The organism is Stenotrophomonas sp. ZAC14D2_NAIMI4_6, from assembly GCF_003086875.1.
GTDB lineage: Bacteria > Pseudomonadota > Gammaproteobacteria > Xanthomonadales > Xanthomonadaceae > Stenotrophomonas.
Map to the genome: position 1 here is coordinate 3,974,835 of NZ_CP025996.1, position 19,600 is coordinate 3,994,434.

Annotated in this window: 16 protein-coding genes; 4 read left to right on the forward strand and 12 right to left on the reverse strand. The window is 66.7% G+C overall.

Features of this window, described 5'->3' with window-relative positions; genetic code table 11:
- The first annotated feature begins 217 nt into the window (after window positions 1-217).
- On the forward strand, window positions 218-1,225 hold the full coding sequence (locus tag C1933_RS18005; protein ID WP_108754360.1) for a LacI family DNA-binding transcriptional regulator: 1,008 nt from the start codon (window positions 218-220) through the stop codon (window positions 1,223-1,225).
- A gap of 176 nt (window positions 1,226-1,401) precedes the next feature.
- Here the strand turns inward: C1933_RS18005 and C1933_RS20165 are convergent, their stop codons facing one another.
- On the reverse strand, window positions 1,402-1,791 hold the full coding sequence (locus tag C1933_RS20165) for a hypothetical protein (protein ID WP_159094015.1): 390 nt from the start codon (window positions 1,789-1,791) through the stop codon (window positions 1,402-1,404).
- Between C1933_RS20165 and C1933_RS18010 the strand changes: the two genes are divergently transcribed.
- From C1933_RS18010 to C1933_RS18020, 3 genes are all read left to right on the forward strand, one after another.
- Window positions 1,790-4,777, forward strand: a complete 2,988-nt coding sequence (locus C1933_RS18010; RefSeq protein ID WP_108754361.1) for a TonB-dependent receptor — start codon at window positions 1,790-1,792, stop codon at window positions 4,775-4,777. The two genes, C1933_RS20165 and C1933_RS18010, sit on opposite strands and share 2 nt — an antisense overlap.
- Before the next feature lie 62 nt (window positions 4,778-4,839).
- On the forward strand, window positions 4,840-5,856 hold the full coding sequence (locus C1933_RS18015; RefSeq protein WP_108754362.1) for a cupin-like domain-containing protein: 1,017 nt from the start codon (window positions 4,840-4,842) through the stop codon (window positions 5,854-5,856).
- Window positions 5,857-5,962: 106 nt separating this feature from the next.
- The gene (locus C1933_RS18020) at window positions 5,963-7,537 is read left to right on the forward strand and encodes a sensor domain-containing diguanylate cyclase (protein WP_108754363.1); all 1,575 of its coding nucleotides are present in this window, start codon (window positions 5,963-5,965) and stop codon (window positions 7,535-7,537) included.
- Between the two features lie 24 nt (window positions 7,538-7,561).
- Here C1933_RS18020 and C1933_RS18025 read toward each other — a convergent pair whose 3' ends face one another.
- The 11 genes from C1933_RS18025 to C1933_RS18075 all read right to left on the reverse strand — a co-directional run bounded on the left by C1933_RS18025 (window position 7,562) and on the right by C1933_RS18075 (window position 19,559).
- Window positions 7,562-8,434, reverse strand: a complete 873-nt coding sequence (locus C1933_RS18025) for an energy transducer TonB (RefSeq protein WP_234412192.1) — start codon at window positions 8,432-8,434, stop codon at window positions 7,562-7,564.
- A 62-nt stretch (window positions 8,435-8,496) separates the two neighbouring features.
- On the reverse strand, window positions 8,497-10,227 hold the full coding sequence (gene aceK / locus C1933_RS18030; RefSeq protein ID WP_108754365.1) for a bifunctional isocitrate dehydrogenase kinase/phosphatase: 1,731 nt from the start codon (window positions 10,225-10,227) through the stop codon (window positions 8,497-8,499).
- 243 nt (window positions 10,228-10,470) lie between these two features.
- Window positions 10,471-10,830 (reverse strand): hypothetical protein, encoded by a 360-nt coding sequence (locus C1933_RS18035; protein ID WP_108751060.1) that lies wholly within the window; start codon window positions 10,828-10,830, stop codon window positions 10,471-10,473.
- A 54-nt stretch (window positions 10,831-10,884) separates the two neighbouring features.
- Window positions 10,885-11,301, reverse strand: coding sequence for a roadblock/LC7 domain-containing protein (locus C1933_RS18040; RefSeq protein ID WP_108751061.1), 417 nt, complete (start codon window positions 11,299-11,301; stop codon window positions 10,885-10,887).
- Window positions 11,294-11,842 carry an ATP/GTP-binding protein gene (locus tag C1933_RS18045; RefSeq protein WP_108754366.1) on the reverse strand — a complete coding sequence of 183 codons (549 nt, stop codon included), beginning with the start codon at window positions 11,840-11,842 and terminating at the stop codon, window positions 11,294-11,296. The genes C1933_RS18040 and C1933_RS18045 overlap by 8 nt, the downstream gene beginning before the upstream one ends.
- Window positions 11,835-12,782 carry a hypothetical protein gene (locus tag C1933_RS18050; RefSeq protein ID WP_108754367.1) on the reverse strand — a complete coding sequence of 316 codons (948 nt, stop codon included), beginning with the start codon at window positions 12,780-12,782 and terminating at the stop codon, window positions 11,835-11,837. The genes C1933_RS18045 and C1933_RS18050 overlap by 8 nt, the downstream gene beginning before the upstream one ends.
- 294 nt (window positions 12,783-13,076) lie before the next feature.
- Window positions 13,077-15,299, reverse strand: a complete 2,223-nt coding sequence (locus tag C1933_RS18055) for an NADP-dependent isocitrate dehydrogenase (RefSeq protein ID WP_108754368.1) — start codon at window positions 15,297-15,299, stop codon at window positions 13,077-13,079.
- Between the two features lie 385 nt (window positions 15,300-15,684).
- Window positions 15,685-16,194, reverse strand: a complete 510-nt coding sequence (locus C1933_RS18060) for a hypothetical protein (RefSeq protein ID WP_108751065.1) — start codon at window positions 16,192-16,194, stop codon at window positions 15,685-15,687.
- A 57-nt stretch (window positions 16,195-16,251) separates the two neighbouring features.
- Window positions 16,252-16,545: a LysM peptidoglycan-binding domain-containing protein gene (locus C1933_RS18065; RefSeq protein ID WP_108754369.1), complete on the reverse strand. Its 294-nt coding sequence runs from the start codon at window positions 16,543-16,545 to the stop codon at window positions 16,252-16,254.
- A gap of 208 nt (window positions 16,546-16,753) precedes the next feature.
- Complete coding sequence (gene queF, locus C1933_RS18070) at window positions 16,754-17,572, reverse strand: NADPH-dependent 7-cyano-7-deazaguanine reductase QueF (protein WP_108754370.1); 819 nt, start codon at window positions 17,570-17,572, stop codon at window positions 16,754-16,756.
- Window positions 17,573-18,239: 667 nt separating this feature from the next.
- Complete coding sequence (locus C1933_RS18075; RefSeq protein WP_108754371.1) at window positions 18,240-19,559, reverse strand: M20 family metallopeptidase; 1,320 nt, start codon at window positions 19,557-19,559, stop codon at window positions 18,240-18,242.
- Between the last annotated feature and the right edge of the window lie 41 nt (window positions 19,560-19,600).

The window sequence follows — 19,600 nt, forward strand, 5'->3', positions numbered from 1 at the left end:
GTTCGTGTGCAACCGGGCGCGTGTCCAGCAACAGCGGGCTCCGGCGCGCCCACTGCGTGCTGCCGGCCGGCGTGGGTGCTGCAACGCGACACGAAATCGGGAGGTGCCAGCGCCCCTCGTGTCGTGGCAACATCCGCCTGCTTCGGCAACATCGACCGGGCCGGCACGCACTACCATCGCCGCGTGCCCGCCGCCTTCCAGGAGGAACCATCGCACCATGCGCAGTCGAATCGAGGATGTCGCCGCCGTTGCCGGAGTGTCGATCAAGACCGTGTCCCGCGTGCTCAACCATGAGCCGAACGTGCGCGAGCAGACCCGTGAACGCGTGCTGGCGGCGGTGGCGCGGCTGGGCTACAAGCCGAACCTGTCGGCGCGCAGCCTGGCCGGCCAGCGCTCGTATGCACTGGCGCTGGTCTACAACAATCCGTCGCGCAACTACCTGATGGAAATCCAGAGCGGCATGCTGGAAGCGTGTCATGCCCAGCACTACAACCTGATCCTGGGCCCGGTCGGCATCGGCCGCCGCACCCTGCCCGACCTGGCCGCGCTGTTCGAGAACTCGCGCCCGGATGGCGTGGTGCTGATCCCGCCCCTGACCGACGATGAGGTGGTGCTGTCCTATCTGGAAGAGCAGGACATCCCCTTCGCCTGCATCGCGCCACGCCACCCGGAAGGCCGCATCGGCGTGCGCATGGATGAAACCACTGCCGTGGTTGAACTGATCGGCCACCTGGTCGCGCAGGGCCATCGCCGCATCGGCCACATCAAGGGCCCGCGCGCGCACGGTGCCTGCCAGTGGCGCCACGCCGGTTACCGCCAAGCGCTGCGCGACGCAGGCATCGCCTACGACCCGGCACTGGTGGTCAGCGGCCAGTTCTCTTTCGAGTCCGGCGTGGACGCGGCCAACCTCCTGCTTGACCTGGATGATCCGCCGACGGCGATCTTCGCCGCCAACGACGACATGGCCGCCGCGGTGTACCGCGTGGCGGGCGAGCGTGGCCTGCGCGTGCCGCGCGACCTGTCGGTGTGCGGCTTCGACGACACCCCCATCGCGGGCCACATCTACCCGGCGTTGACCACGGTGCGCCAGCCGACCGCGCATATGGGCCGGCTGGCCACCGAGCAGCTGATCGAGCACATCCGCACCGAGACGGCCGGACGCATGATCACGGTCGAACACGCGGTGCTGGACCGCGAATCGACCGCCGCACCGCGCCGACGCTGACGCTCCCCGCCGCAGCGGACCTGCGCGTCCGTTGCCGGTTCCCACACACGTGCATGCACGCGAGCGGCGGCGGCTTTGCCGTGCGCGATGACAAGCCTGCACGCGCACACTGAGCTGCAGGCGTTGTCCGTCCGTCGTCGTTGTCGTGTCCAGAACCTGTCCTATCGGTCATTGATTCACGCCATCCAGAGGACATGCACGACATCCTCCGGGCATTGCGTTTGTCCAGCGCTGTCAATCGCACCAACACCCTCGTCCCCAGCTCGCTGCACCTGCATCCGCGCAGTTCCGTTCTGCACCGCACAACACGATTCCACCGATCCATTGGCAGCGCTGTCATGGCTGGAAAACCGCTGCAAATGCTGCAACCAAAGGCAATTCATCAGCATGAGCGCGTTCATGGCAACGGTTACATCGCGGCCTGCGCGCACGTTGCCGAGGCGCACTTGATGGCAGTTTGTTGACAACGCTGTCAACCGTCGCTCCAATCCGGCCACGTGCAGTAACCCGCCATCGAGAAGACGCCGCAACGACACCACCGAATTCCCTGGGGAGGGAGCTTCCATGAAGACGTACAAGGCAGTACCTCGCAAGAAGATGCTCACTTCCGCGCTGCTGGCAGCGCTCGCTGCACCGGCCTGGGCGCAGGACGCACCTGCCGGCGAAGCTCCCGACCCGGCCACGCTCGATACGGTGCAGGTCACCGGTATCCGCGGCAGCCTGCAGTCTTCCATGAACCTCAAGCGGGACAGCCAGGGCGTGGTCGATGGCATCGTTGCCGAGGACATCGGCAAGTTCCCCGATACCAACCTGGCCGAATCACTGCAGCGCATCAGCGGTGTATCGATCGACCGCACGTCCAGTGGCGAAGGCTCGAAGGTGACCGTGCGCGGCATCGGCCCCGACTACAACCTGGTGCTGTTGAACGGCCGGCAGATGCCGGCGTCCAATCTCGGCAACGGCGGTGGTGGCCTGAACGGGTCGCGCTCGTTCGACTTCGCCAATCTCGCCTCGGAATCGATTTCGGCGGTGGAGGTCTACAAGACCAGCCGCGCCGACAATCCGGCCGGCGGCATCGGTGCCACCATCAACATCAAGACACTGCGCCCGCTCGAATCAGAGCCGGTGATCAGCCTCGGCCTGAAGGCGGTCAACGATTCGTCCAACGACAACCTGCCGCGCACGCTGCAGGGTTCCAACGTGACCGGCGAACTGTCGGGCATCTTCAGCCAGCGCTATGCCGACGACCGCTTCGGCGTGTCGCTCAGTGCCAGCCACCAGGAGCGTGATTCCGGCTTCAACCAGGCCACCGTGGCCGAGGGTTGGGCCACGCTCTACGGCAACAACACCACCGACTGGCGTGCCCTGCCGCAGCCGGGCCAGGGCTACTCGGACCGCATCACCAACCGGCCGGGTCCGAACGATGTGTATGGGCGGCCGCAGAACACCGCGTACAACGTCAACGGCGTGCAGCGCCAGCGCACCAACGCGCAGGCCACCTTCCAGTGGAAGCCGGCCGACAATGTCACGACCACGCTGGACTACACCTATGTCGAGAACAAGGTGCAGCAGCAGCGCAGCGAGCTGTCGGTGTGGTTCAACTACGGCCCGGGCGACAGCACCTGGACCAATGGCCCGGTGGCGGCGCCGATCATCTACAGCGAGGACATGACCAACTCGGACGTGTCGATGGGCGGTGCGCGCCTGGCGACCAAGACCGACATGCACTCGCTCGGCTTCAACGTGGACTGGGAAGTGAACGACGCGCTGGACCTGTCGTTCGACGCACAGAGTTCCCAGGCCGAATCGCAGCCGGACAGCCCCTACGGCTCGGCCGGCGTGCTCGGCGTGGCCGCCTTCGTACGCGGCAAGACCACCGTCGACTACAGCGGTGACCTGCCGATCATCAACATCGCCCTGCCGCCGGGGGGCGTACAGGCGTCCGATGCACTGGTCACCGGCTCGGTGTTCCAGAACAGCTACAACAAATCCAAGGTGCAGCAGTACCAGGGCCGCGGCACGTTCCGCTTCGCCGACTACTCGGCACTGGATTTCGGCATCGGCCACACCCAGGTGGAAAACCGCTCGGCCTCGGCCATCATGCAGCGCAATACCTGGGGCGGCCTGGGTTCGCCGTCCGACTATGCCGATGACATCTGGTATGCGGACAACATGGCCAAGTACTTCAAGGCCTTCTCCGGGCACAGCGATCCGCGCCTGACCGGCCAGTTCCTGGTGTTCGATTTCGACCGCCTGATCGACCGCGCCGCGCAGGTCGGCACCGACGCCGATCCGGCCTGCCCGACCTGCTACTACGCGCCCACCGAGTACTCCGAAGACATCCGTACCACCGAAAAGACCCGCAGCGCCTTCCTGCAGTACCGCACCACCATCGACTGGTCGATGCCGCTGCACGTGGCGGCCGGCGTGCGTTACGAGCAGACCGAAGTGGAATCCAGCGCGATGGTGCGCGTGCCCACGGGCATCAGCTGGGGCTCGGCCAATGAACTGAACATCGTGTACGCACCGGAAAGCAGCTTCGTCGGTGGCCGCGGCAAGTACGACTATGTGCTGCCCAATGTCGACCTGAAGCTGGATCTGAGCGAGACGCTGGCACTGCGCGGCAGCTACAGCCGCACGCTGGGCCGGCCGAGCTGGACGCAGATCCAGAGCGGCCAGTCACTGGCCGACATCGTGCGCACCCAGGGCGGCAGCGGCAACCGCGGCAACCCGGGGCTGGAGCCGCTGATCTCGGACAACTTCGATCTGTCGCTGGAGTGGTACTACGGCGAAGGCAGCTACGCCTCGGCCGGTTTCTTCCGCAAGAACATCAAGAACTTCATCAGCGACACCGTGGTGCGCGAGAACGCCGGCAGTCTGCACACGCCGGTCGGTGGTGCGTACTGGAACGAGGCGCTGGCCTCGTGCGGCGGCACCGACATGCCGTGCATCCGCGATTACATCTTCACCAACCACGCCGGCGACCCGGGCGTGAACTTCACCGGGGTCAATTCGGCCGGCCAGCTGACCGGCACCATCGAAGGCGTGCCGACCGACCCGATTGCCGGCTTCGACATCACCGTGCCGGCCAACCAGCATTCGGACCACCTCGATGGCTGGGAAGTGGCGGTGCAGCACCTGTTCGGCCAGTCCGGTTTCGGCGTGGCCGCCAACTACACCAAGGTGAAGTCCGGGCTGACCTTCAACAATCTCAGCCTGGGTGACCAGTACCCGATGATCGGCCTGAGCGACTCGGCGAACGTGGTTGCGTTCTACGACAAGAACGCCTGGCAGATCCGTGCCGCTTACAACTGGCGCGACAAGTTCCTCAACGGCATCGGTGGCCAGGGCCCGAACCCGAACTACACCGCCGCCTACGGCCAGTTGGATCTGAATATCAGCTACGCGGTGAGCGAGCAACTGAGCCTGAGCCTGGAAGCGATCAACCTGACCGACGAGACCATGCGTACCTATTCGCGCCACACCAACATGCTGCGCTACGCCACCCAGACCGGCCCGCGCTACATGTTCGGCGTGCGTTACAAGTTCTGACCGGCTGCAGTAGTGTGGGGCCGAGCCCAGGCCCGGCTCCACACTGCCCCGGATACCCGCGCATGCTTTCACCGCCCCGCCCCATCGAAGAGATCCACGGCCTGGACCCGGCACAGCTGCACGTGCAGCTGCCTACCTGGACGACGCCGAAGGTGATCCGTGGGCTGGTGGCGCACTGGCCACTGGTGGCCGCAGCGCGCCGCTCCGCGGCCGAAGCGGTGGCCCACCTGGCCGGCTTCGACCATGGGCAGATGCCGGTAACGGCGACCACCGCCGCGCCCGAGACCCGCGGCCGGTTGTTCTACAACGAAGACATGAGCGGCTTCAATTTCCGCCGCGAACAGATTCCGCTGAAGGTAGTGCTGGCCACGTTGCTGAAGTACGCCAGTGATCCCGCGCCGCCGTCCATCTATGTGGCGTCGACCACGCTGGACAGCTTCCTGCCCGGTTTCAGCCAAACCAATCCACTGCACCTCGGCGTGGCCGACCCGCTGGCCAGCATCTGGATCGGCAACCGCTCGCGCATCGCCGCCCACCAGGACGTGCCGGACAACCTGGCCTGCGTGGCGGCCGGCCGCCGCCGCGTCACCCTGTTCGCACCGGAGCAGATCGACAACCTGTACGTGGGGCCGCTGGATTTCACCCCGGCCGGGCAGGCAATCAGCCTGGTCGATTTCCATGCCCCGGACCTGCAGCGCTTCCCGCGCTTCGCCCAAGCGTGGGCGCAGGCCCAGATGGCCGAGCTGGCGCCCGGCGATGCGGTGTTCATTCCGTCGCTGTGGTGGCACCACATGGAAGGGCTGGAAGCGTTCAACGTGCTGGTCAACAGCTGGTGGCGACCGGTGCCGGCGTGGATGGATTCACCGATGAACGCGCTGATGCTGGCCATCCTTGCACTGCGCGACCTGCCGCCGGAACAACGCGCACACTGGCGCACGATGCTCGACCACTATGTGTTCGAGGCGGGCGAACATACGGCCGCGCATGTGCCGCAGGACGCGCGTGGCGTGCTTGCACCGCTGGAGGCGGCCGGTGCCGAACGCGTGCGCGATACGCTGCGGCGCCGCCTGCAACGATGACACCGGGGCACCGGAGTTAACCCCGCCGCGCGCGAATGTGCCCATAATGGCGGTTCCCCCACCGTCTGCGCAGGCTGCGATTGTTCGCGCCGCGCTCCGCTGCCGCATGCCACCGATCTCCAACCGCCTGAACCTGGGCAAGCTGATTCTTGCGCTGGCCCTGCTGAGTACGCTCATTGCGTTGGCCAACACCCTGCTGGCCAGCTACCGCGTGCAGCGCGACCAGCTGGTGGGCAACACCCTGGAGGCCAACCGGGTCTACGCCAGCAAACTGGCCGAGACCACGCAGAACTTCCTGTTGTCGGCGCAGCAGCAGCTGGCCTACGCCGCGACCCGGCTGGGTGAAACCGGCCTGGAACCGGAACAGGCGCAGCGCGAGGCCAGCCGCCTGCAGCTGCAGTCCAGCAGCTTCAATTCCTCGCTTGTGGTGAACGTGGATGGCCTGGTCATCGCGACCTCACCGCAGACCCTGCAGCTGCAGGGTGAAGTGCTCAAGAGCGTGGGCAGCCAGCTGGCCCTGGCACGGCGCCAGCCATTGATCAGCGATCCGTACCAGTCGGCCACCGGCAAACTGCTGATCTCGCTGTCGCACCCCATCTTCGACCGCCAGGGCAACTACCTGGGCTACGTCAGCGGCACCCTGTACCTGCGCCAGCGCAGCGCCCTGCATACCCTGCTGGGCAAGCACTATTACCGCGATGGTTCGTACCTGTACGTGGTGGACCACAACGGCCGCATCATCTACCACAACGATGCGAAGGAAGTGGGCACCTACGCGCTGGACAACCCGGCGGTGAAGGCGCTGATGCGCGGCCGTTCCGGCAGCCAGCAGCTGGTCAACAACCATGGCGTGGCCCAGCTGTCCGGCTACGCGCCGGTGCCGGCCACCGGCTGGGGCATCATCGCCCAGCGCCCCACCGAAGCGACCCTGCAGCCGCTGTCGCGCCTGATGAGCTCGGTCATCTGGAATGCCATTCCGCTGGGCGTGCTGTCGCTGCTGATCACCTGGTGGTTCGCACGGCGCATCTCGCTGCCGCTGTGGCAGCTGGCGCGCAACGTGCAGGAAGGCGAAGACACCGGCAACGCCATCAACCACGTGACCGGCATCCGCGCCTGGTATTTCGAAGTGGCGCAGTTGAAGCAGGCAGTGCTGTACAGCTTCAATGCCCTGCAGGACCGCATCGGCTCGCTGAACCGGGCCAGCCGCACCGACCCTCTGACCGGGCTGCTGAACCGCCGTGGCCTGCAGCACGCACTGGAGCTGCTGCAGGCGCAGGGCGTACCGTTCGCGATCGTGGCGCTGGACATCGACCGCTTCAAGTCGATCAACGACACCCATGGCCATGACGTGGGCGATGCCGCCATCGTGCATATTGCCGAGCAGATGCGCCGGCATTCGCGCGAAACCGACGTGCTGTGCCGCGCGGGCGGCGAGGAATTCCTGCTGCTGTTGCCGGGCGTCGGCACCGATGCCGCACGCCAGGCCGCCGAACGGCTGCGCCGGCACATCGCCGACGAAGCCTTCGCCCCGGTCGGCACGATCACCGTGTCGCTGGGCGTGGCCCACTTCCCCAGCTTCCATGCCGACGTGGAGCAGGCGCTGCGGCTGGCCGACAAGGCCCTGTACCTGGCCAAGGAACAGGGCCGCAACCAGGTGGTGGTGTACCCGCACGCCGATTGAGCGTGCGGGCATGGCGGTCCCGCCTCAGCCCAGTGGGGTCAACAGGCGCGGGCCGTCCTGCGTGCCGACCATGTACACGCCACCTGCGGGCAGCAGATCGGTGCCGGTGGCCTGCGCATCCTCACCGGTAATCCACGGCGCCTTCTGGCGCGGGCCCGGAATATAGGCCGACCAGCGGCCGTAGCGTTCCTCGCGGTTGTCGATGTCGTAATGCACGGGCACGCGCACGGTCCAGAACTCGCTGTCCTTGTACTTGCCGGTGGTGGGCGGGGTGAAGGTCCAGCCCTTTGCGGTCCTGACGCTGGCATCGGCCAGGGTCTTGCGCAGCAGGTCCATGGTGCGCGCCGGGCCCACCGACGTCAGGTTGGTCTGCTCGGCCACGACATCGGCCACGGTACCGTCCCGGGCGACCTTCACCAGCAGCAGCACCATGCCCTGCCCGCGCATGGCCCACGCACGCTGCGGGTATTCCGGTCGTGTCAGGCGCAGGCCCTTCACCTCATCGGTACTGGCCCCCTTGCTGGCATTGGCCGGGCCAAAGTTGGCGTCGGCCACCCGCACCTGCATGCTTTCCTCGGACATGTTGTCAGCCAGCAGGCGCAGCCGCACCGCCGTGCGTGCCGGCACGGCAGTGCCGTCCACCTTCACCGGTTCAAAACGCCACTGGCCCACGGTGCTTTCCACCAGTGCGGCAACGCCCTCGCCTACCTTGTCGCGCTTGTCCAGACGGAAGCCTTCCACCTGTCCTTCGCGGCCGATATCGATGACGCCCGTGAGGGTCAGGCTGGCCTCGGCCTGCTTGCGCACTTCCCGCGCGGTCTGCGCCTGCGCGCTGTCGAAGGTCACTGCGCCGGCACCCACTGCCAGGGCCACGGCCAGGAAAAGAGATGTACGCATCACAGCCACTCCTTGTGCATGAAGGCCACAGGCTACCCCATCACGGCCAGGGCATCCAAGGCTCAGGCCAGCCGGTGCGCCCCCGCATAAGGGGGCGTATCGGGGTAGTCGCCGGCCGCGAAACGCGCCTGCAGCCCCTGCCACCACAGCGGATCGAACAGATGGCGATAGTGCTCGCGCACCGCCGCCAGTTCCTGCGCGGGCAGCCCCATGAATGGGCCGAAGTGCTCGGGGAAAACGTCACGCGGGCCGACATGGAACCAGGGTTCGTCGGCCATGGCCTCTTCCGGTGTGCGCGGCTGCGGCCAGGCGCGGAACACGCACTCGCTGACCAGGCACAGTTCGTCATAGTCGTAGAACACCGCGCGCCCGTGCCGCGATACACCGAAGTTCTTCGGCAGCATGTCGCCCGGAAAGATGTTGTTGCGCGCCATGTCGGTGATCGCCTGCGCGTAGTCCAGCACCGCTGCACGCACGGCGTCGCCGCTCTGTTCGCGCAGGTACAGATTCAACGGACGGAATCGGCGCTGCACGTAGCACAGCGCGATCTCGATCTCATCGCCATCTTCGCGCACGCTCTGCGCGCACTGCTGCAGCAGCTCGTCCAGCAGCGCCGGAGCAAACCGCGCACGCGGGAAACGCAGGTGCCGGTACGGCTGCGCGTCCAGCAGGCGCCCCACCCGGTCCAGGTTGAACACCAGCGCGTATTTCTCTTCCACCTGCTGCCGCGACATGGCCTTGGGCCAGGCGAAACGGTCGCGTATCAGCTTGAACACCAGCGGATAGCTGGGCAGGGTAAACACCGCCATGACCATGCCCGGCGTGCCTTCGGCATGCACCAGTTGCTCGTTGGGATGGTCGCCGAAATGGCGGAAGAACGTGCGGTAGCGCTCGGTCTTGCCCTGCTTGGCGCGGCCCAGCACGGTGTACAGCTCATCGATGGGCTTGCCCGGCAGCAGGCTGCGCAGGAACACCACCGCATCGCCCACCGTGGCCAGGTCGGCCTGGAAGTAGCTGCGCGATACTCCGAACAGGTGGGCGACATCGCGACGGCGGGTCAGCACGGCGTCGGCGCGCAGGCCGCCGGCGTCGTTCACCAGGGCAATCACGCAGGGCGAGAAACGGTGTTCGCCAAATACACGCCCCACCAGGTACGCGCGGCGCTCGCGGTAGAACACCGTATCGAGCAGTTCGATGCTGCGCACCGGCGTATCGCCCCAGTGGGCAAGATCGTCCTGCAGGCGCACCGCGATGGCCGCAGCGCAGCGCAACTGGTGGGCATACGGCACATCGAAGCGATAGTCGGCCAGCACCCGCTGCAGGGCGTCCACTGGCCGGGTGGCCGAGACCGAGTAGGTGTGGCGGGCCACCGGGTGGGTGATCGCATCGGAGGGCTCGATGTCGAAGGCGATGAATTCCACCGCCGGATCCACGCCGCGGGTGCCGAACAAACGCCGTGACAGCGTGTTGTAGAAGGTCTTGTACAGCTCGGCGTCGATCAGCCCCTGCAGCAGGATGGTGAAGTGCGCATGCACCTGCAGCCACAGCGCGCGCTCGCCGACGGCCTCGCCGGCCAACCGCCGCAGGGCATCCATGCGTTCGGCAATGCACAGGTCGTACAGGGCGATGCGCTCGACCGCGTCCTGGCGTGCGCCGGCCCAGTCGCGCTGCTCGAAGCGGCCACGCGCGCGCGCCGTGATGGCGGCAAAGCGCGCGTGGTAATCCTCGAAGCCAGCCGCGATGGCCTGGGCAAGGCGCAGGGGCAGTTCCGGCGGAAAGTCGAGGGCGGCCATGGGTAAACCATACGCCGCCGTGGGGTGGCTTGTGTAGAGTCGAGCTTGCTCGACTGCCTTTCCGTAGAGTCGAGCTTGCTCGACTGCCTTTCCGTAGAGTCGAGCTTGCTCGACTGCCTTTCCGTAGAGTCGAGCTTGCTCGACTGCCTTGGGTAGAAGCAGTCGAGCAAGCTCGACTCTACGAAGGGCCGGAGCAAAGCAGTCGAGCAAGCTCGACTCTACGAAAGGCGGTCAGGCGGGCGGTCAGATCGCCAGTTCGGCTTCCACGTCCTGCACCTTGCGCCGGGCCAGGGCCAGGTTGCTCTTGGTCCGGTCCAGCACGATGTAGAAGAACAGGCCCTTCTTGCGCGCCACCGGACGCATGATGTGATACGCCTTGCCCAGCGAAATCAGGATGTCTTCAATGCTGTCGTTGAGGTTCAGCGAGGCGGCGGTCTTCATCTTGGCGCGGATCACCTCGGTGTTGCCGGCGGCCGCCACCTCCATGTCCATGCCCGCGCCGGCCTCGCCCAGCAGCATGCCGCTCTCGTAATCGACCAGGGCCACGGCCTGCGCGCCGTCGATACCCATCAGTGCATTCAGCGATTCAGTCAGTCCAGCCACGTGCGCTCCCCTTCATCTTGTTGGTTCGAGCCCCTGGTTCCCCTGCGGCCGGGCTCACGTTCCGCCGAGTTCGGCCAGGATCTCCCGGCCACATTCCCTGCTCTGCCACAGCACCTGGCCGATCACGCTGCGCTGGTCGCACGCGGCCATCAGCAGCAGCGGTGCGCGCCCTTCGGCGGTAATGGCCAGCATCAGCACCTTGCCGCCGGCGGCCTCCAGCATCAGCGTCTGCAGCTCTCCCAGCACCAGTTCGCGGCCCACCGCGCCGGCCAGCGCCAGCATGGCGCTGGTCATGGCCGCCAGCCGTTCACCGCGCCCTTCGGCACCGGCACTGACCACCGCAAAGCCATCCACGCTGGCCAGCACCACCGCACGCACGCCCTCCACGCGCTGGCGCAGGTCGTGCAACAGCGGTTGCAGGCGCGCGCGTTGTCGTTCGTCCGGCAGCAGGGCCGGCTGTCCGTCAGCCATGCGCGGCCACCAGGGCGTGCGCTTCCATTTCGCTCATCAGTACATCCATCAGCAGCAGTCCCTGCTCACGATCGCGGGCATCCAGTGGCAGCAGCGGCAGCGGTTGTCCGTCCAGCACGGCGCGTGCCGCCCAGTCGTCCAGTACCGCTGCAGGTGCCAGGTCCAGGTGGGTGACCGCCACCACCAGCGCCAGCGAACCGGCGAAGGGCTGCAGGGCCTGCAGGTAGGTGTCCAGTTCGGTGGCCAGGCCACTGCGGCGCGCGTCCAGCAGCAGCACCGCGCCACGCGCGCCCTGCAGCAGGATCGGCCACAGGAAGTCGAAGCGCTGCTGGCCCGGCGTGCCGTACAGGCGCAGGCGCTCGCCGTTGGGCAGGTCGATGTCGGCGTAGTCCAGGGCCACCGTGGTCGAGGCTTTGTCGGCACCGGCGCGATCACTGTTGGCCACATCGGTATCGATCACCGCCCCGGCCGCGATGCTGCGCACCAGCGTCGATTTGCCGCTGCCCATGCCGCCCAGCACCACCACCTTGTGCTCACGCATGGCGTTCGTTCCCGCGCAGGCTGCGCCACAGACGGGCCAGCAGGCCATGGTCGGGCGTGCCGCTGCGCAGCGGCGTGGCCGTGGATGTGACCGAACCCTGCAACTGGGCGTAGCCGCACAGGTAGGCCGCATGCACGAAGTCACGCACGGCCGCGGCGGGAAGCTCCAGCAGCATCGCGCACTCATCCACCGTGCTGGCGCGCTTGAGCAGCAGCGAGCACAGACGGAAGGCATCGTGATCGTGGCCCAGCACGCGGAAATCCGGCCAGCGCAGCAGCTTCACCGTGGCCCCGCGCAGGCGCTCGTCCAGTGCCTGCCAGTGGCGGCTGCGCTGCGCCCATTGCCACAGCAGCGGGCGCAGCGGCTGGCGCGCCCGCGTACCGGCCAGCGCCTGCAGCTGCGCGGCCGTGAGCGCGTCCAGCTGCAGGTGTTCGAATCCGTCGGCCAGGCGCTCCACCAGCAGCGCGGCCGGCTCCTGCAGCAGCACGGCCTGGTCCTGTTCGATATCCATCAGCAGCAGCGGCTGTCCATCCAGGGCCAGCAGCAACTGGCCCTGGCGCAACGGCAAACGCTCGCGCAGCAGGCGGGTGATGGCATGGGCGCCGTCGGCCAGGCGTACCGGTGTGGACGGCGGTGCGGCCTGCATGCCGCGCAATGCATGGCCGATGGCGCCGTCGTCCAGCACATCGTGGCCACCATCGCCGCGGCGCAGCTGCCCGCCGATGTCTTCTATCCAGCACTGCAGGCGGGGCCGCTGCTGGCGCATGCGCAGTGCCGCATTGCGCAGGGCCGGCGTATCGCGGATCACCAGCAGATCGCAGTCATCCAGATCCTGGCTGCGGCGGATCTGCCCGTCGGGCAATGCCGAGGCCACACGCAGGCGCTGCAGCAGTGCCTGCTCGCCCTGGATATCGGTTCCCACCACCAGCACGCGTGCCATCCGAGTTCCCCGGGCAACCGCCTCCCCGGCGGTTTCGCAGGCCAAGGCTAGGACAAGTGAGACACGGCGGGCCGTGACCCACTGCTCAGATTGCAGCGGGTGGTGAAGGGGCACACAGCGGTTCTGAGACGGCCATCGGGGGCAAGTTTCATGCCGTTTTGACGGCATTGGGGCATGGGGTCGGAGCCCTCTGCTTCGCAGCGGGATCCGACCCCGGGCACCGACCCCTGGCTCCAGCAAAAAGAAACCCGCGCCGAAGCGCGGGTTTCTTCTTCACAACCAGGCGGCGGTGGATCAGCCGCGCAGCTGTTCCAGGGCGGCGTTCAGGGTCGCGCTGGCGCGCATGGCCTGGCTGGCCTTGGCCACGTCCGGACGGTAGTAGCCACCGATATCCACGGCCTTACCCTGCACCGCGATCAGCTCGTCAACGATCTTCTGTTCGTTGTCGCTCAGCGCCTTGGCCAGCGGTGCGAAGCGCGCCTTCAGTGCGGCATCGTCGTTCTGCGCAGCCAGCGCCTGCGCCCAGTACAGGGCGATGTAGAAGTGGCTGCCACGGTTGTCGATGCCACCCAGCTTGCGCGACGGCGACTTGTCGTTGTCCAGGAACTGGCCGTTGGCTTCGTCCAGCGCCTTGGCCAGCACACGGGCGGCGGCGTTGTCGTAACGGTTGCCCAGGTGTTCCAGCGACGCGGCCAGGGCCAGGAATTCACCCAGCGAATCCCAGCGCAGGTAGTCCTCTTCCACGAACTGCTGCACGTGCTTGGGGGCCGAACCACCGGCGCCGGTCTCGAACAGACCACCACCGGCCATCAGCGGCACGATCGACAGCATCTTGGCGCTGGTGCCCAGTTCCATGATCGGGAACAGGTCGGTCAGGTAATCGCGCAACACGTTGCCGGTCACCGAAATGGTGTCCTCGCCCTTGCGGATGCGATCCAGCGAGAACGCGGTCGCTTCCACCGGCGGCAGGATGCGGATGTCCAGGCCGTTGGTGTCGTGGTCCTTCAGGTACTGCTCGACCTTGGCGATGACCTGCGCGTCGTGGGCGCGGGCGGCATCGAGCCAGAACACGGCCGGGGTGCTGCTCAGGCGGGCGCGTTCGACGGCCAGCTTCACCCAGTCCTGGATCGGCGCGTCCTTGGTCTGGCACATGCGCCAGATGTCACCGGCTTCCACGGCGTGTTCGAAGACCACGTTGCCGGCATCGTCGGTGACCTTGACCACGCCGTCGGCGGCGATCTGGAAGGTCTTGTCGTGCGAGCCGTATTCTTCGGCCTTCTGCGCCATCAGGCCGACGTTCGGCACCGAACCCATGGTGGCCGGGTTGAACGCACCGTGGGCCTTGCAGTCGTCGATGACCGCCTGGTACACGCCCGCGTAGCAGCGATCGGGGATGATGGCCTTGGTGTCCTGCAGCTTGCCTTCGGCATTCCACATCTTGCCCGAGTCGCGGATCATCGCCGGCATCGAGGCGTCGACGATCACATCGCTCGGCACGTGCAGGTTGGTGATGCCCTTGTCCGAGTTGACCATGGCCACGCCCGGGCGCTGTGCGTATTCGGCAGCCAGGTCGGCTTCGATCGCGGCGCGGGTGGCTTCCGGCAGCGACGGCAGGCGCGCGGCCAGGTCGCCAATGCCGTTGTTGGCATCGAAACCGGCCTGCTTCAGCACGTCGGCGTGCTTGGCCAGCACGTCCTTGTAGAACTCGTTGACCACCACGCCGAACATGATCGGGTCGGAGACCTTCATCATGGTGGCCTTCAGGTGCAGCGAGAACAGCACGCCCTGCGCCTTGGCATCTTCGATCTGCGCGGCGATGAAGCTGGCCAGCGCCTTGCGGCTCATCACCGCGGCATCGACGATCTCGCCGGCCTTGACCGCGGTCTTTTCCTTCAGCACGACGGCGCTGCCGTCCTTGCCGTGGAAGGTGATCTTCAGCGCACCGGCGTTGGCCAGCGTGGCCGACTTTTCGCTGCCGTAGAAATCACCGGCGGCCATGTGCGAAACGTGCGACTTCGAATCCGACGCCCAGGCGCCCATGCGGTGCGGGTGCTTGCGGGCGTAGTTCTTCACCGACAGCGGCGCGCGGCGGTCGGAGTTGCCTTCGCGCAGCACCGGGTTCACCGCACTGCCCTTGACCTTGTCGTAGCGCGCCTTGTAGTCGCGCTGCTGGTCATCGGCCGGGGTTTCCGGGTAATCCGGCAGCGGATAGCCCTGGTCCTGCAGTTCCTTGATGGCCGCCTTCAGCTGCGGCACCGAGGCGGAGATGTTCGGCAGCTTGATGATGTTGGCGTCCGGGGTGGTCGCCAGCTGGCCCAGCTCGGCCAGGTCGTCGCTGACCTTCTGCGCATCGCTCAGCAGTTCGGGGAACTGCGACAGGATGCGGCCGGACAGCGAGATGTCACGGGTTTCCACCACGATGCCAGCGGTGGCGGTATAGGCGTCGATGATCGGCAGCAGCGACTGGGTCGCCAGGAACGGTGCTTCGTCGGTCAGCGTATAGAGGATCTTGGACATGGGGGACTTGGACTCTGTAGCAGTTCTCAGGGGAAGGCCGGCGCCAGCGCCGGGCCACGTGCAACCGTGTCACTTTCCCTCGTCGCCGTCAGGGTGGGCGCGCGGCGGGGAAACCCCTGCATTGTCGCGTTTTCAGCCGCGCGGGGCAAAGCCATGCCATACGCCAAGGTACTGCGCTGCGGCAACGCAGTGATCCATTGCCGTGGTATCGGTTGCAACCATCGCCGCGCGCCCACGCGTGGCGTGGCCTACACCCTGCGCGGCGGCCGTTCGGGTAGATCCACGCCATGCGTGGATGCGGCCCAGCGTGCAACCGCCCAACAAAAAAGACGCAGCCTCGCGGCTGCGTCCATCGTGAGTCCAACCGGGAGAGAGTCGGCGGGACTTACTTGACCTCGAACTCCTGCGGCGTTCCGGCCGCCTTACCATCAACCATGACTTCGGCGCGGTACTTGCCGGCCGGCCAGCCATTGGCATTCTTGAACGTGATGTTGGTGGTCTCGGCGCCGCTGGTGTTCAGCGTGGCGCTCTGTTCACCGGCCACCTGGCCGTCCTGGAAGGTCAGCTTGGCGCCGACGTTGACGTTGCTGGCCGCGCCATCGGTCTTCACCGAAACGACGACATCATCCTTCGGTGCAAACAGGGCGGCCGTGGCGACGGACTTGTCCGCAGCCGCGCTCTTGCCCACGGTGACCGAGGACACGGCCACCGCGCTTGCCGCGGCCATCGGCGGCGGCGCGCCGGTCATCGGCGCCGGTGCCGGCTCGGCCGGGGCAGTGGCGGCCGGGGCGGCATTGGTATCGGTGGATTCTTCCTTCTTCTTGCAGCCCACCAGGGCAACACTGCCCAGCAGGGCGGCCAGCAGGGCATTCTGAAGCGGCGTGGTCTTGATCATTCGTGGTTTCTCCCAGGCATGTTCGGATAGTGATCGTGGGCCGGTTGCGGGTCCGGCTTACTTCGGCGGCAGCTTCAGGGTCTGGCCCGGGAAGATCTTGTCCGGGTCGTCCAGCACATCGCGGTTGGCCTCGAAGATCTTCTTCCAGGCATTGGCATCGCCCAGGTGCTGCTTGGCGATCTTCGACAGCGAATCTCCCTTCTGCACGGTGTAAGTGCCGCCACTGACAACCTCAGCGGTGCTGTCCACCGATGCGCTCACGCCGGAAAAGTCCGCCTTGGGAACCTGTTGCGCGGTACTGTCGGCGCTGGCGCTTACGCCGGAGAAATCGGCCTTCTTCTCGGTACTCATCCACACACTCCCGTCTGCATGACTACGTGGTATGCACGGTGACATGGCGGTTGTTAAATGGGGATGGTGCAGATGTGAAGCCGCCCCCCGGGGCGGCTGAACAATCGGGGTGGCCGATGGCCGCTGCGCTCGCCAGGCGTGGCCCGTCGCTACCCGTAGGCGCCGGCCATCCCCTGCGGTGGTAGCGCCGGGCCATGCCCGGCGGCGCTTATTGGCGCAGCTCGCGGTAGGTCGCAGCGGGGGCTGCGATGCCGGGACTGGCACGCCAGGGATTGATGTCCAGGCCACCGCGGCGGGTGTAGCGCGCTTCCACTTCCAGCCACTGCGGCTGGCAGCGTGCGGACACCTCGCTGAAGATGCGCTCGACGCACTGCTCGTGGAACTCGGCGTGCTCGCGGTAGCTGACCAGATAGCGCAGCAGGCCGGCACGATCGATCTTCGGGCCGCGGTAGCGCAGGCTGACCGTGGCCCAGTCCGGCTGGCCGGTTACCGGGCAGTTGGATTTCAGCAAGGCCGACACCAGGGTCTCTTCCACGACGTTGCCCGCGTCGGCGGCCAGATAATTGGCCTGCGGCGGGCCATAGCAGTCGATCTCCACCTCCAGCCCGTCGATGGACTCACCCAGCGGCGCTTCGCGCAGTTCCGGCAGGCCGAATTCCACCTGCACCGGCGCACCGGCACAGGCCGACAGGTCCGCAACCAGGCGCTCGCGCAGAGCTTCGGCACTGTCGATACGGGTGCTGTTGAGAGAGTTCAGGTACAGCTTGAACGACTTCGATTCGATCAGCCGCGGCGAGGTGCACGGCACCTGCACGGTGGCCACGGCCACCTGCGGCTTGCCACGCGGGTCGAGCCAGCTCAGTTCGAAGGCGTGCCAGCGGTCATGGCCGACGAACGGCAGCGCGGCATCATCGAGGCCGATTTCCGAACGGGCGCCGGTGCGCGGGATGGGAAACAGCAGGCCGGGATCGTACTGCGACGGGTAACTGACCTCGCGACCGAGGCTGGAGTCCTGGGGGGTGTTCATGGGCGTCATTGTATCGCGCGCAGGGCGGGCCTTCGGCCGGATCGGCCAACGGCGGAGCCCCTCCGTGGTGGTTAAGAGCAGGATCTCGGGGTTGGCCGGGAGGGTGGGTTGGCTGGGGGACGCTGCAAGTACGTCCATGTAAGCTCGGTCGCCGCATCCATGCGGCTCACGCCCCCAGCCAACCCACCCTCCCGGCCACGGACAGTTTCCCGCGCCACCACGGGAAAGATCAGGAAAATCAAATTCAAAAGCAGAAGCCGGTCGTTCAGACGTTCATGACGTCCGCCGTGTCGACCAAGGTCGACACCTACCAGAGCAGGAATGGGGTCAGAGCCCGTTGCGAAACAACGGGATCCGACCCCGTGCCGTTCCGACAGATCGCAGGAAACTGTCGGGGGCGGGGTGGTGTGGGCTTGCAGGACCGCAGGCGCCATGGATGGCGCCTACGAGCCCCCATGGGTGAGGGCGCTTTGCTTGCGAAGCACTGCTTCGCAAGCGCCCGAACGCACAGCCGCCAGCGGCTGGGCCGGACTGGGGGTTCACGGCGTGTCCTGCAAACCCACACCGCCCCGCCCAACCCACAGAAAACCAGCCCAGCTTTTGACGTTGACGTTGATGTTGCCTTTGATTGCAGCGGGTGCAGGGCTGCAAGCCCTGCCGGTAACCCTCACCCCGCCGGGGTGCCGGCGCCGTGCAGGTAATCCAGGCTGACCTGCAGCAACGCGCGCAGGCCCACATCCAGCGCCTTCTCATCCAACAGGAACTTCGGCGAATGGTTCGCCGGCGCCGTCGCCGGGTCGATGCCCACGCTGGTGGAACCGACGAAGAAGAACATGCCCGGCACTTCCTTGGCGTACAGCGAGAAATCCTCCGCGCCCATCTGCAGCGGCGGCTCGTAGACATTGTCCTTGCCCACCACCGCCTGCAGGCTCGGCAGCATCTTCGCGGTCAGCGCCGGGTCGTTCACCGTGGCCGGGTTGCCCTCGGCCTCGTAGATCTCGGTCACCGCCTTGGCCCCGTGCGCCGCGGCCGTGTGCTCGGCCACGTTGCGCAGATCAGCGAAGATCTGCTGGCGCATGCCCTCATCGAAGGTGCGGATGGTGCCGACCATCTCCACTTCGTCGGGAATGATGTTGTAGCGGATACCGCCGTTGATCGCCCCGAAGGTCAGTACCGCCGGCTGCTTGGACAGATTGGTGCGGCGGCTGACGATGGTCTGCGCAGTGCCGACCAGATCGGCGGTGGCCACGATCGGGTCCACCCCGTTCCACGGCGCCGAACCATGCGTCTGTCGACCGATCACCTTGATCCCGAAGCGATCGGACGCCGCCATCAGCGGGCCACCACGCACCGCGATCTGCCCGGCCTGCACGCTGGAGAATACGTGCAGACCAAACACGGCCTCAGGCTTGAAGTCGGCGAACAGGCCTTCCTTCAGCATCAGCGCGGCACCGCCCTCTTCCGGCGGCGGCGCACCTTCTTCGGACGGCTGGAAGATCAGCATCACCTGGCCCGGCAGGTCCTTCTTCATCGCCACCAGTGCCTCGGCCACGCCCAGCAGGGTGGCGGTGTGCGCATCATGGCCACAGGCGTGCATCACCCCCACCGTCTGCCCTCGGTACTGCGCCGTAGCCTTGGAGGCGAACGGCAGGCCGGTCTGTTCGGTTACCGGCAACGCGTCCATGTCCGCGCGCAGGGCGATCTTCGGGCCCGGCTTGCCGCCTTCGATGATCGCCACCACGCCGTGGTGGGCAATGCCGGTCTTCGGCTTCAGGCCCATTGCGCGCAGGCGCTTGGCCACTTCGGCCGAGGTGCGTGCTTCGCGGTTGGACAGCTCCGGGTGCTGATGGAAGTCACGACGCCATTCCACCACCTGCGCCTGCAGGCGCTGCGCGGCAGCGGTCACCTCCGGGCGCTCGGCCACGTCGGCATGGGCAAGGGCCGGCACAGCCAGCAACAGGGCGGACAGCAGCAGGGAACGGCGCATCACGGGCTCCAGGGAAGGGGTCTGCACCTGAATGTAGGGCA